The organism is Leptospira interrogans (genome assembly GCF_900156205.1).
GTDB lineage: Bacteria > Spirochaetota > Leptospiria > Leptospirales > Leptospiraceae > Leptospira > Leptospira interrogans.
In genome coordinates this window covers 1-14,452 of record NZ_FTNA01000041.1, presented here as the reverse complement: position 1 = coordinate 14,452, position 14,452 = coordinate 1, and the positions used below count along the sequence as shown (strand labels likewise).

The window sequence follows — 14,452 nt, the reverse complement described above, 5'->3', positions numbered from 1 at the left end:
GTTCATTTACGAGATATGATTCGCGTTCTTTTTAAATTTATTTACTACAATGAGTCAATGATAGCTATAACTTCTCCAAAATATGTGTTTCTAGAAGCAACACTGGCGTGGCTGCTAAATGATAACTGGTAGTGATCTAAATCTTTTACGAATTGTCTTTCGGGTGGAAGTTTAGAAGACATTTTGCCACTGGTGGAAGTAACTATTCCATCGTTCTTACCGGCAAAGCTAGGTACTTCATCTTTTAAAATATCACAACCGATGATAAAAGCAGTCCCGGAACCTGGGTGACCCTTACACTGAGACATTTCACCATAAAACGCAGTAACTTTTGAGTCTTTAGAAGATTCACTTAAAAGTCTTTCTAAGTAGGCATTAGAAGCGTCTGGAATAATTTCACTTTCAGGAACCTGATACGATGTGCCTAACGCGTTTGTATAAGCAAGGTCTTTTCCGCCCGCCGTTCCGGTCACAAATCCGATTAGTTCACCTAACGCTCCTAAATGTTTTCTATAGCTAGGAGAAGCAAAAGGAGAACCTAAGTAAGGAGTTCCAAGACTTACAATAAAATCAATAACGTCGTTTGTGTTGTTAGGGTGATAAAGAGCGGATCTAGCAACAAGACCACCCATAGAATGAGCTAACAAAATTACCTTATCGTCGGGAGTAAAAACTGAATTCAGTTTATCGATCAGTCTTCTACCGTTATGTTCCACGTAGTCCGAAGTTCGATACGTAAAAGTATAAAATTCATAAGTTGTCTGAGTTTCGAAAAGATTTTGAGAATACATTTCCAGAGCATCGCCCCAGATTTTTCTAATATTTGCAACTTTTTTAGCTTTGGTAGTAGGAAGTTCGAAATTTCTTTCTTCAAAGTCCCAGCCGTGAATCAAAATAACTTTCGGTTTATTAACCTTTAAATCAGGATTGGCAATTGTGAATTGATCTATTATAAAATCGTTTTTGGAAACAATAGAAGAAATGGGAATGAATTTATAAAGTTCGTGGTTGAATTCGTCCCAAAAAGAAAATCCAACACTTTTTAAAATGTCTTCTACTGTATTTGTATTTTCTGCTTTTGGTTTACAGTAGAAAAATTGTAAAATACAAAGAAAGAATATTAAAATTTTAAAAATAATTTGAAGTAATCTCATATTTTTGATAAACGAATATGAGCAGATATGCGCAAGTGAAAATTTAAAAACTCAAAGTTTATTTAAGAATAATTCTATACTTAAGTATATTATTTAAATTTTATATATTACTTTGGTTATGTTATCGTTCTAAGTAATCTTAGGTTTATTTTTATATAGAAATGATGTCAAATGCGTCTATTTTTGTGGATTTGCAGTTTTTAGATATTACTCAGAACTATAAATAATGTACTGATATTTTGCACTACTGCATGAAACGGGACTTACAATAAAAATTTACGCTACTCAATTTTATAGGGACTTACAACATAAAATAAGAATTATTTTAACCTGAACTCTATAATTAGAAAATGTATTCTAACGTTTACAATTCCTTCCGTAATAAATCGAAAGCGGCTTTGCCGCTTATTGTCTTTAGAATTTCCTTTGTGTGGGAGAATCCTGGAATATTCAAAATTTTACTGGTAAAGCCTAGATTTGAATTCCTACGGAAACCATTGTATTGCATGATTTATAATTTTTTAATATTCTTTTGTTATTATAATTAGAGTTGTTAAAAAATTAATTCTCTGTTGTATGGAAATGGTCGATCGAAGCAGTTTTGTTAATTTCCATTATGAAATTTTAAAACAACTCTATTTTTGTATGAGCCCCCACATTTTTGTGAAACTAGTGATTATTTTTCATATATAGAATTTATATGATTGAAGTATAAACAACATGAGTCCGGCGTAAGGATTCCATGATTCTAAAAAAGTTGGAATCTGTCGTATTCAAGTGGGAACTAACACAAAACTTAGGTTTGTTCCGTAAAATAATGTGGGAACTCTTACAAATCACGATTTTACGAACAAGTTCTAAAATTGTAGGAACTCATACTTTTAGAAATTTTTACTCGTGTCGAACTTACGTTAAAATGGAATTTAAATTTTGATGATGGCCGCAAAACAGAGATTTTGTGCAAAAATCTGATTGGATAATGATTCTTTTTGTATTTTATAGTAGTTCCCATAATTTACAAAGTTTAACTATAAATCCACGATTTGTAAGAGTTCCTATATTTATTTTTTTACGAAAAAAATTGACCTAAGATAAAACGGATTTCTCTACGAATTCACGTTAAACTATTGAATTGGAAATATTATATATAGTTCTGAGTAAAACTTCTTGCTTTTGGAATTCAACAAAACACTGCCGATCCTGAGAGAGGCATTCGCTGAAGTTTTCTGGGTGTTCGACAGATCGAGTTTTGGGTCGAGATGCAGAGTTATTACGATTAGGATTAAAAATAGACAAAAAAACTAAATCTCTTCGGATTAGTTTTTTTGTTTTTTAGATTTATTTTTTAATTTTACTGACTTTTGTTTTGTACTATTCTTTTTTTTGGAAACGAATGTTTCGTTTTTCTTTTTTTCTAAATCAATTTTCGAACCGTTAAGATAAGTATGGATTCTTTCTGCTACTTTTTCCCAACCTTCATCTAACATAAGATTGTGACCCATTCCTTGAAAAATATCCATTTCCGACTGATACGTGTTAGCCGTTCTTTTGACTTCCCAAGGGACAAAAAATCTGTCTTTTTCTCCACCGAGTACAAGAAGTGGAGTTTGTATCTGATCTGATTTTGGAAGAGAAAAAATTAACATGTCTAGAAATGCGAGAAAAGATTCGTCTTGGGTTTTAGAGGCGAATTGAATCGCTTTTTGTTTGTCGAGAGATTCTGAAAAAAATAATTCACTGCCTAGTTTAGTATCTTCTACGATTGGAAATAAGGAAAGTGTAAGTAGAACTTTCAAAAAACGGATCGGATGACGGATCAATAATTCAAGTGTAATTCTAAAAACTCCGTGCGGAGGTACACTTGCAAGAAGAACTGCTTTGGAAACATGATTTTTTTCTAATATCTTTTGAACGATCAATCCACCCATAGAATGCCCGATTAAAATAGGAAATTGAGGCAACTTTTTTATAACTTCTTCTACGTCTTGAACATAATTACGGATCGAATTCCATCTAAACTTTCCGTTTTGATTTGGGCTTTTGCCATGCCCTCTTAAGTCCATCGTATAAACATCATAACCGGCCTTTTGAAAGTAGGGGACGAAATTTTCTTCCCAACACCAAGAACCGTGCCAAGCCCCATGAATAAAAAGAAGAGGAGGATGTATTTTATTTTTTTTAAGTGCTTTGAATTGTTTGAAGTATATCATCTGAAACGGAATTTTTATAAAGTTGCTGTTTTTTTTCGAGAAATTTTCTTTTTCTAGAATAATTTATTCAGATTTCTTAGAAAAGTATGTGAGCTTTTTATGATTTATAAAAAGACTGATTATAGATGGTTTCGTTTTTTAAAGTAGTTCCTAAATATTTGAGTTTTTTTAGAACTATAGAATAGTGTTTAAAGTTCTTTTTGAAAGGGAGCTTCATTTCAAAAGTTATAATGCTTTATTTATAACTATATAATAAAGTACCTAATATTTTGTACGGAAACAGCTTTTTGTGATAAAATTTACGGTACTCAATTTTATAGAAATCAGTAATATATAGATATGAGTAGTAGTTCCTACGTTTTAGTGATCAACTGCTAATAATAATCATTTCTAAGTTTTTGTGTTAGTTCCCACATTTTAGGAAATTGGAATATTTTGTATATCAAACTAGTGTAGGAACTACCACAGACTTTGTATTTTTTTAAATGTAGGAACTACTATTGGTTTCTATTTAGCATGAGTTCGAGATAAGAAAAATTAGGAAAATCTTTTTTTACTACTCGGACGTATGAAAATAGTACCAAGTTATTAACGGCCTAATTTACGAAAAACTAGTGGTACTTAAAAAATACCGCAAATTCGGGATTTACAGTATTTTAAAGCAAGACCAAAATATTCAAATTTTTGAAACAATCTAACACAAGTATTCTATTCATGCTTCCGAGTAGTAAAAGTAATAGTTCCTACAATTTTAGAATTTATTTGTAAAATCGTAATTTGTGGTAGTTCCCACAGACTAAGTCTCTTAGTGAAATTTATAAATTTGTAAATATTTTTTTAATTCAATTTATACATGAGTTTCTCGAATCAAAAAGTTTTACTGGATTCTATAAAATTAATTACTATAAGTCTTTATTACAAAACCGCTGTTTGAATGTAGAATATTAGGCACTCTGATATATAGATTTGAGTAGAAATTTTAACCATAATAGAGCTTTTCAAAAATGAATTCTCCAGCTGTTTCTGTTTTATGGAAACGGTCGATTGAAGCGTTTTTATTCATTGCCACTATGGAACTTTTCAACAACTCTAATTGAAAAAATATTTAAAGACCTATATTTACTGATTTCTACAAAACTAGATAACCGAAATATTGTGACTAAGTTTCGGTTAACGCGTCTTCGTTATAATCCAATGCGAAAGCGATTGAAGCGAAAATTCCGAAGGAATTGGAGCAAAAAGCGCGGTCCGGCAGCGCCGGATTCGCCCAGATTTTCTTTCGTTAAATTTACGTTATTGAAGTGTAAAAGGTTGAATATTGAATTATATAGTTTTGAAGTATTAGTTTGTAAGAATGAATTTTATAAAAGTATTCGTTTTTGAGTATTTAGAATTTATTTCTAAAATTTAAAATTACAATTCTGGCATATGAAAATCATACCATTTCGAAACTGTTTCAAGACTTAAAATATAGAATCCCACACAAAAAAACAACGATTTCAAGTTAGATATAATTTTTTAAGAATTTCTTCGTTTTTGTAAAATTGCTGATTCATTTTCTATTATTATTTTCATGCATCCGAATCGTAATTCAGCTCTAAATTTTAACTTACCGAAACATTAAATTTTTATTTTAAACTTTCACTAAAGTGACTTTAAAAAATTAAGAAGATGTGCTCTATCCCTAACATCTAATTTCAAAATAAAATCCTTGCTAGATTCAGCTTCTCCACCGTGCCAAAGTATGGCTTCCATCAGATTTCTCGCCCTTCCATCGTGAAGGTATCTCGTATGACCGTTCACTTCCTCGAATAAACCGATACCCCAAAGAGGAGGAGTTTTCCATTCTCTTCCATTTGCTTCTTCGTCCGGTCTGTTATCTGCAAGACCTTCTCCCATGTCGTGTAATAAAAGATCCGTATAAGGTCGGATGATTTGATTGGAAAGTTCTGGAAAACTTTCATTCGATCCGGTTTGAATTTTGGGAATATGACAATATTTACATCCCGCTTTAAAAAAAATTTTCTTTCCTAATAGAACACTTGTATTATCCGCTTTTCGTCTTGCGGGAACTGCTATTAATTTTAGATAATTTGTAATTGCTGTGATTCTATTTTGAGATATTTCAGGGGAACCGCCGTTTCTGGAAGCCACGCACTCGGCTTGAAAGTTTGTACAATTTTCCGTTCGAAACATGGGAGTGGTAATTCCAAGATCACCTAAGAAAGCGGCAGAACTTTGTCTCGACAAATCAGTGTTATTTGCTTTCCAACCAAATCGTCCAAGTGTTTGACCAATTCCATTTAAGTTTGAGACGTAGTTTGCTCTACCTGAAATTCCGTTTTCATCCTTATCAGATGGATCTGCAAAGGAAAGAATTGTACTTTCGGGAATGGCTTCTAAAAGTCCCAACCCTATAACCTGTGGAGGAATTCTAACGGAAGTTCTTGTATCGTTTGCAAAAGGACCATATCCTAAATTTGAAAATTCTAATATAGGAGAACGTAATGTATATTTTGTACCGTCTTCAAATTTGCCGGCGATTTCCTGATAATTCAATCTTACGTCTCCTTCTTTGGGAACGCCACGAACGGAATTAGGTTGAAATTGCCCTCCGTATCTTGGTTCGGAGTGATGAGAATGATCTCCTACATTGAGCCGAACGAGACTAAAGGTTAAATTTTCGCCTTCTTCTTCGAGCGCACGACCATTCCCAGAGTGACAGTTCAGACAAGAGTCGGTATGAAAGAGAGGGCCTAGTCCGTCTCTGTCCGGAATAGCGGCGGAAAAACCAGGAGTCCAAGGAACTTCAAAGACCGTTTGTCCCACCGTATATTCGGAAATAGAACTTAAGGAAGCACTCTTAGAAAATTGTCGAAATGCAGATTCTCCAAATTCGAAACTGGTCATTTTGATACCTCCTTGAAATTCTTCTCCTACTTCATATCCCCAGTCGTCGTTATCGGATAGGGAAAGGATTGCAATCAACGAAATTGCGAATTTACAATCGTTAGAGGAACAAAATTTCTTTTTTGAAGTACAGTTTAACAAAGACAAAAAAATAAAAAACAGAGCGACCGAAAACTTGCCCACTCTGTATTTTAAAAAGATATAAATTGATGAAAAAAAACTGAAATTCAAATTCATTTTAAATTTATAATATTATGGAAATTTTATGTATACTGGATTTGGTGCCCCCCAGTTGTTTTGTAGATCGGTTCTCCCTAAAGAACCTTTAAAATTCCAACCCCAACCATAGATTTCTCCGTTTCCAAGAAGTGCGAAGTTATGGGTAGCGCCGCAACCGAAATGAACTACGTTATCAATACCTACTACTGCTTTATTCGGCTCGTAAACTTTTTGAGTATTTGATTCTCCAAGAGCAAGGCTTGCCATATTTCCGTTTGCTCCCCAACCTTTTACTTCTCCATTTTTTAAGATTGCAAAACTTTGAGTTCCGCCAGCCCAAATAGACGCAACATCTTGAATATTCAAAATTTGTGTTGGGATTGGAGTGGGTGGAGGATTTCCATTTCCTCCGATTCCTAATTGGCCGCTTGCATTTAAACCCCAGGAATAAATTTTTCCATCAGACGTTAACGCCAGAATATGATCTCTACCGTTTGCGATTTGTTTAATTTTGGAAAGGCCTTCTACTTTTACTGGAACGGATTGAACCGTGTTAGCCGGAGAGATAATACCGTTGCCTAAATTTCCGTATTGATTTCTACCCCAAATATAAACCTCTCCGTTTTCCGTAAGGGCGGCGGAATGTTCCGAGCCCGCAATTACTTGGATTACATTTCTAAGTTGTACAACATTAACTGGGTTAGAAGAAAAGGAATTGCGGTTTAAATTGTTTTCTCCATTTCCCAGCTGACCTACATTATTTTGGCCGAATGCAACTACGGTTCCGTCTGATTTTAAAACCAACGCATGATTAAAACCATAAGCTCCCATCACGGCGTCGTTGATTCCGGGAATCTCGGTAGGAGGTTGTCTGTTTCCGGGGTCGCTTGCTCTGGCCGGGTCCGTGTTATTATTTCCGATTCCTAGTTGACCTTTCGAGTTAGCTCCCCAGGTATAAACTCTTCCGTTTTGAGAGATTGCCATCGAATTATTTTGATTGAAGTGAATGCTGAAAATATCTCGGATTGGATCTACTTTCACAATTCTATCGTTGATACCATCTCCTGTAGAAATACCTGTTCCGAGTTGACCAAAGTTATTTCTGCCAACTGTATAAAGTTCTCCGTTTATTAGAAAACCAGAATGTGCTCCGCCTGCGCTCAGTTTGGTTCCGAAGTAGAAATGGATTTCTTGAGATAGAACGAAACCATTTGATTTTTTGAAACGAATTTGGATCGTATTGTGCCCGTTTTTAGGTTTAAAGGTAGGGGATGTTTGGGGAGAAGATGGGGTGGATTGAAATGAAAATAATTTATTTCCTTCATGGAAGATTTCGAATTCTCCGTCCGAGTTTGCTTGAACTGTTGTTTCTAATTGATAGACCGTAAGGATTTCTCCTTCTCGAGGGGAAAGAACTTTCGTTTTGGGACCCGGTTGTCTGAGAGAGTGCGGCCAAAAGCAAAGGGGCAATATCGGTTCGAGATTGAGGACTACAAGAGATGAACCAAATGGTATATAAAATGAATGCAATTTTTTGTTTCACGATTTCTCCTAATATATAATAATGAGATTAAGAATTATTCTCATTTAATAATCAAAAAAATAAGGGCATTGTGAACGTCAAGGATTCCTGAAGTTCTATTACCTTTGGATTTGACAGAGAGTGTTTTAACAAAAAAATCGTAACAATTCTTTTATTGGAGTCTTCTCAAATGAGTCATAAGATTCGCTTTTTGTTCCTAATTTCTTTTTTAACTTTGATTTTTCAAGATTGTAAAAAAGAACTTAGCGTTTCTATGGCTACGTCCACTTCCTTAAGCGATAAACTCGCGTTTGTTGTTCTTAATGGAGAAAATTGGAAACCGGAAGATGGGGCCGAATTTGTAAAAATTCACATTTATCCGGATGAAGGTTTTCAGTTAAAAAAAGTGGAAATAGATTCTTGTAAGTCTGAATTTAACGACGCAGTAACGGTTTATATCAATTTCGATGAAATTAGCGCCGCAGCTGATTTTTCTGCAAAAAAAGCCACTGTAAATTTTGAAAAGGCGGTGTTTGCGAGATCCGTAACGATTAATTTTAGAAAGAACAAAGAACTTTGTATTGGAGAGGTTCGTTTTTACGACGAAAAAGATAAACAGATCTCTTTAAAACTTCCTAATATAGTGGAAGGTTCGGTTATCGCCTCAGAAACTGCAAGTCCGGTTCAATCTTATGACGTGATGAATCTTTTTGATTCTCGTTATGAATATGCTTGGGCTTCGGATAAAAAAGGTAAAGGAATTACTCTTGATTTTAAATTTAAAGAAACTCAAAAGTTCAATAAAATCAAAATTTGGAATGGGTATCAAAGATCGGATCAACACTGTTATTCGAACGGTAGATTAAAATCTGCTACGTTAACCGGAGAAGACGGTTATATTCAAAAAATTCAACTTCAGGACATTCTTGGTCCCCAGGAAATCCTATTAGAAAAAACGTATAAAGGAAATTCTTTACGTTTAACCGTGAACGATATTTACGAAGGAAAGATGTACAAAGGGTTAGTACTCAGTGAAATTCGTTTTGGAAAAGATAAGGATTGGTTTTTGATCGATCCAATCAAAAGGTCTCAAGGTATCGCTCAGTCCAATCATCTTCAATTTACCTCTTCTAATTTGAATGAGATTTTAAATCGAGGATTAAGAGGTATTGAAGTTTCAGATTATCCAGCGGAAATGCAGAGTACGGAAATGATCTCTTCTTCGGAGAATTCGGATGAACAGGGAAATGTCAGGACGGATTCAACTTGGTCTTTGAGAATGAGATCTGACGGTTCTTTTTTTATGGAAGGGGATACGAGTGATCAAAGTGAGGAATTTCGTAAAACGAGTAAGTTTTATGCAATTGGAAACTATGAAGTCAAAAAGTCTTCCGTGGATTCTCTGGAATTGAGAGTATTTGGGTATATGCGAAAATACTCATCTACTTTTATGGAGAAGTACAGTGATATGGATTGTAATGGTTGTGGTAGAGATTGTAATATGGGAAATCAAGATCCTGATAAAAAGGAAATTATTTTTCAAGACTTCATTACGATTAAAAAATGGAACGGAAACGTTTATATCCAAAATACAAGTTCGAGTCGTAAGCTGGATTTTCAGATCTTAGAGATGGCTCTTGAGTAAATTTCTTTTTTAGAGAAATTTTATATTCTAAAATTTTAGGTTATTTTCAATTGAAGAAGTTAATTTATAAAATTCTAATTTTGATTCTTTTTTTAGATTTGCTTGGTTGTAAAAAAGAAATTTCTAATTCTGAAAATTTGGAACCAATTTCTTTCGATCCAAATCGACAAATTCAGGTTCAGATTCTTTGGGAGAAAAAAAATTTTCCTTTAGAAATGGAACTCTACGAGGGGGCTGCTCAGAGACCTGTGGATCTATGGGCCACAGGAAATGTTAAGGATTTGTCAGAGGCCCCTGTCTCTTCTAAAATAGAAGGATCTGAATTTTATCTCAAACCTGGTTCTAAAAAAAAATTTGTATTGATTGTTAGAAACACAACCAAAGAAGATTTTTATTTTTTTGCGGCTCCTCATTCTATGCTGCCGGCGGAAGGTTCTTTGGGTTTTAAGTTTAAATGTCTTTGTGTCAATCACGCTTTTTATATTCCTTCTAACGAAATTTGGTATAGAGTAATTGAATTGAGAATCGGAACAGAGGCTTTAAGCAAAGGATTAAAAATTTCTCATACACTTGTGGGTATGGACGAAGATAGAGTTCGTCTTTATCAAAAAGGAATAGGGGGCGGGGCTGCAGTAGAGGATTGATCCATTAATTTTAGAGTGAATCTTGAAACATTCTAAAAATGATTTTTGAAAATATTATTTGGATCCAAAATATATTACTAGAAACAGATACTATTATGTAGATTTAATATTCAATAATTACTTGCAATTTTTAGAATAGAATTGTTGAAAACTCCATAGTTTAGATTAACAAAACTGCTTCAATTAACCGTTTCCATACAATAAAAAACAGATTGAAAATTCATTTTTCAATAACTCTAATGTAAAAGTAGCAATTTTTACAGATTTGATCTTGGATTATCAATATAGCCAATTTAATAATGATATATATAACTTCTACGTATAGTTTTGAATCCTTTTTTAGTATATTATGTTTCTGATCCAATTAGAATCTTTATCATTTAGGAGACCGGCTTCTTTCAATTTGAATGTAAATTTTAATGCAATCGTGACTAAGAGTTTGTCCCAAAACCTGTTGAGCGCCTATAGTGAGAAGCTGAGTTTTCCGCTGAAAATAGAGAGGTGTTTGCTGAGTTTTTGCACGAACCTTAGGAAATGAGATTGAGTTTTATAAAAATGTAGGAACTATTACTACGAAAACTTAATGAGATTAGAACTGCTCGAAAGTTCTTAAATTGTCTAATGCGACTTAATTTGTAGGAACTATTACATTTTATTAAAAATTTCTAAAGAATTATCGTGTAAAATTCGTTGAGACTTTGGGACAAGCTTTAAGTTTAATGATTGTTCCGAGCCCCGTTCATTCGCAAAACTAAAATTAACTTGGATTCGATATAACGCGAAAAAAATCTTTTGCCACTGGTTGCAAAAACTAGAAAATTTTACAACCGGACTTTGAATTTGTAAAAACTCTAGAATTTCTAAATTTTGAAGTTGAACTTTACTTTAAAAAATCGTTTTTTACGGGTCCTATAAAGTTAAGTGCCATGAATTTTAATCGTAAACTCTGTTTCAATATAAAATACTGGGAACTCTATCCTAACATAAGTTCAGCGTAGGAAACTCATGATTCTGAAAAAAAATTGAAATCTGAATTTTACAGATCGATTCTTTAAATGTAGGAACTACTACAAAACTTAGGTTTGTCTGTAAAATCATGTGGTGAACTACATCATTTTATAAAATAGAATTTTATGATAATTGAATCTGTTATATTCCAGTGTGGGAACTATTACAAATCGCGATTTTACGAACTAATTCTAAAATTGTAGGAACTCATACTCTTAGAAAATTTTTACTCACATCGAACTCACGTTCAAATGGGATTTAAATTTTTATGATGGCTATAAAATAGTGGTTTTGTACAAAAATCTGATTAAACGATATTTTTTGTATTTTATAGTAGTTCCCGCAATTTTCAAAGTTTAATTGTAAATCCCGGATTTGTGAGAGTTCCCACAGATTAAGTCGCATTACAAATTTTTAAACATTTATTTTTTATGGAAAAATCAGTTTTTATAAAACGAATCTATTATTCCCAACTCACGTTATTCTATAATTCTGATTAAACTGCGTTTAGGTTTTAAAATTTTTTAGATGTAAAAAACAAAAAAGTAAGCCTCGTAAAATCTAAGTTAACGTCAATTCAGCATAGTAAGAAAAGATCGTTTAGCAGAATGCTCTCAAACTAAAGCATCTAGCTTCTATGAGTGTTCGAAGTAACTCAGCGTCTCCATGGATCGTTCGACGGATCGTGTTTAAAACTCAGCAGAACGCTCTCTATGGGTCGCGTTCTATATTAAAACTAAAGACGATTGTTGTATCATGTTTCTTATATACAATTTATTGACCAGAGTAAGGCCCAGTCCGGCTTTCTATGACAAGCCGGACTCGCTCAGATTTTCAATCTTCGAATTCTAGTTAAATTAAATACATTAATAATTTAGAATATTCTGAAATTATTCTTCTTCTCTGGACTCTAACCAGCGCTCTGCGTCTAAGGCAGCCATACATCCGGAACCTGCGGCAGAGACTGCTTGGCGATAAATTTTGTCTTGAACGTCTCCCGCTGCAAAAATTCCTTCTATATTCGTTTTGGTGGAACCTGGAACTGTTTTGATGTAACCGCTTTCATCTAAATCCAAAATTCCTTGGAAAATGTCTGTATTGGGTTTATGCCCGATTGCATAAAAAAGCCCGCCAACTGGAAGTTCTTTTTTTTGGCCATTTGTTGTGTTTTCTAAAGTCAGAGAGGTTAAACTTTTACCGTCGCCTTTGGCTTCCTTCACTTGAGAATTCCAAATAATTTCGATTTTAGGATGAGTAGTTGCTCTTTTTTGCATAATTTTAGAAGCGCGAAGAGAATCTCTTCTATGAACTAAATACACCTTCGATGCAAATTTAGTTAAGTGAGAAGCTTCTTCTACTGCAGAATCTCCACCTCCTACTACTACTAGTTCTTTATTTCTATAAATCGGAAGGGCTCCGTCACAAACTGCACAGGCGGAAATTCCTCTTTGCCAATAAATGTCTTCGCCGATCACGTTCATTCTTTTTGCGGTCGCCCCAGTGGCTATAATTACGGCTTGGGCTTCTATCAATTCATCGTCTGACCAAAGTTTAAACGGTCTGGAAGAAAAATCTACCTTGGTAATGGTTTGAGTTATGATCTTTGTTCCATATTTGATAGATTGTTCTCGAAAAAGTTGAGTCAATTTAGTTCCATCAATTCCTTCTGGAAAACCTGGAAAGTTTTCCACTTCAGTGGTAGTTGTGAGTTGACCTCCTGCGGCAATTCCACCCGCCATAAATCCTTCATACATAACGGGGTTTAAGTTAGCTCTGGCGGCGTAGATCGCTGCAGTGTGTCCGGCTGGTCCGGAACCTATAATGACTATTTTATGGGCCATTGTTTCCTCTAATTAGAATGGTTCTAAATTTGATCTATTTTTAGACTCTTTCGTTGTAAAGCAGATCCTTTTTTAGTGTTAGAATTTTGAAAGTTTTTCTCTGTTTAAAAATGTGGGAACTCATACAGGTTTACTATGGTGAGTTTGGCGTAAGGAAATTATTCAAAACTATAAAATAAATCCCAGTATTTTGTGCTAAAACAGTAGTTTACAGTAAAAATTTGCAGTACTCAATTTGATAAGGATCAGTAGAAAAAGGTAGTTTTATTTTAGGGTTAAGCACCATTACAGTATCTGAACTTCTGAGAGTTTCATTGTACAATCTTAATTTGTAATAGTTCCTACAGATTTTGTCATCTTACGGATTTTTAAACATTCATTTTTTATAATTTGAATTGGTATGAGTTCCTACATTTTCAGAGTTTATCTGTAAAGTCTAGATTTTGAAAGAATTTCCTATATTTTATTTTTTACGAAAAAATAGATTTTATAAAACCAATATTGCATCACGTTATCAGTAGAGTTGTTGAAAAATTCCATAGCAACAATTAACAAAACGCTTCAATCGACCGTTTCCATACAACGAAAACCCATAGAGAATTAATTTTTCAACAATTCTAGTAAACACTAATGTCGTCCAGAGTCTTGTTCTAAGATAAAAGAATGGAATTTTGACTAAAATTTACATGTTTATCTGAATTAAAAAAGGCCATTTAATAGTTTCTATTTCGTTTTTCTAAAAATTATCGCACAAAGGATGGAAAGGACAACTTTTAGCGTTTCATTTTTATGATACTGATGAGGTAAATTATTGAATTTTAGAATTCTATTTGGATTGTAATAACTTGACTAGGGCTGGTGCTTGACAGTTTTAAAATTCGTTTTTTCTTGTTTTTGGAAATTGTTTGAGTATGTGCCTATTTTTACTGAGCTCTATAACATTGAGTAACTAGATGTCTAACATAAAGTGCCGTTTCAAGTAAGTTCGATAAAATCCAATGCGAAAACGATTATTATGCGCGATCCGTAGAGTAGAGAGCGTTGAGTTTGAAAAATTCCGAAGGAATTGTAGCAAAAAAAACTCAATGAAACGCTCTCTACCTTAACCTTACCCACAAGTATTTGATCTCAATATAAATCTGTCGGAATTACGACAAATCCTCTGTAAAACTTAGTTCCCGCCCCACAACGCGATTCATAAAGAGCGTTGTGTTGAGTTTTCCCTATTTTTGGGTGGGGGTGGAGGCGGTAAGGTTCGGAAAATTTTTCTCTATCAGAAAAACATACTTTTTGCAAGTA

The 14,452-nt window shown here is 33.8% G+C and carries 7 protein-coding genes; 2 read left to right on the top strand and 5 right to left on the bottom strand.

The genetic code is table 11. The annotated features are described in order from the left end of the window. Nucleotides 1–44: 44 nt before the first annotated feature. The 4 genes from BW942_RS19690 to BW942_RS19670 form a co-directional block, all read right to left on the bottom strand. Entirely contained in the window at nucleotides 45–1,154 is a 1,110-nt protein-coding gene (locus BW942_RS19690) for an esterase/lipase family protein (RefSeq protein WP_001238408.1), read from the bottom strand. 1,316 nt (nucleotides 1,155–2,470) lie between these two features. Next, entirely contained in the window at nucleotides 2,471–3,364 is an 894-nt protein-coding gene (locus BW942_RS19685; protein ID WP_000639029.1) for an alpha/beta hydrolase, read from the bottom strand. A 1,644-nt stretch (nucleotides 3,365–5,008) separates the two neighbouring features. Then, a complete protein-coding gene (locus BW942_RS19675; protein ID WP_001052446.1) occupies nucleotides 5,009–6,511 on the bottom strand; it encodes a di-heme oxidoreductase family protein in 1,503 nt (500 codons plus the stop codon). Nucleotides 6,512–6,526: 15 nt separating this feature from the next. After that, nucleotides 6,527–7,963 (bottom strand): RCC1 domain-containing protein, encoded by a 1,437-nt coding sequence (locus tag BW942_RS19670; RefSeq protein WP_002138886.1) that lies wholly within the window; start codon nucleotides 7,961–7,963, stop codon nucleotides 6,527–6,529. A gap of 242 nt (nucleotides 7,964–8,205) precedes the next feature. Between BW942_RS19670 and BW942_RS19665 the strand changes: the two genes are divergently transcribed. Further along, complete coding sequence (locus BW942_RS19665) at nucleotides 8,206–9,660, top strand: NADase-type glycan-binding domain-containing protein (protein WP_000018492.1); 1,455 nt, start codon at nucleotides 8,206–8,208, stop codon at nucleotides 9,658–9,660. A gap of 50 nt (nucleotides 9,661–9,710) precedes the next feature. Beyond that, entirely contained in the window at nucleotides 9,711–10,304 is a 594-nt protein-coding gene (gene lsa20 / locus BW942_RS19660; protein WP_000734051.1) for an LIC11469 family lipoprotein adhesin Lsa20, read from the top strand. Nucleotides 10,305–12,202: 1,898 nt separating this feature from the next. On the opposite strand, the gene trxB is transcribed toward lsa20, so the two are convergent. Continuing rightward, on the bottom strand, nucleotides 12,203–13,153 hold the full coding sequence (gene trxB, locus BW942_RS19645; protein ID WP_000940585.1) for a thioredoxin-disulfide reductase: 951 nt from the start codon (nucleotides 13,151–13,153) through the stop codon (nucleotides 12,203–12,205). Nucleotides 13,154–14,452: the final 1,299 nt, after the last annotated feature.

What these genes read in the sequence shown, in the direction of transcription:
- BW942_RS19690 (WP_001238408.1), bottom strand. Translation starts at nt 1,154, where the DNA reads ATGAGATTACTTCAAATTATTTTTAAAATTTTAATATTCTTTCTTTGT.
- BW942_RS19685 (WP_000639029.1), bottom strand. Translation starts at nt 3,364, where the DNA reads ATGATATACTTCAAACAATTCAAAGCACTTAAAAAAAATAAAATACAT.
- BW942_RS19675 (WP_001052446.1), bottom strand. Translation starts at nt 6,511, where the DNA reads ATGAATTTGAATTTCAGTTTTTTTTCATCAATTTATATCTTTTTAAAA.
- BW942_RS19665 (WP_000018492.1), top strand. Translation starts at nt 8,206, where the DNA reads ATGAGTCATAAGATTCGCTTTTTGTTCCTAATTTCTTTTTTAACTTTG.
- trxB (WP_000940585.1), bottom strand. Translation starts at nt 13,153, where the DNA reads ATGGCCCATAAAATAGTCATTATAGGTTCCGGACCAGCCGGACACACT.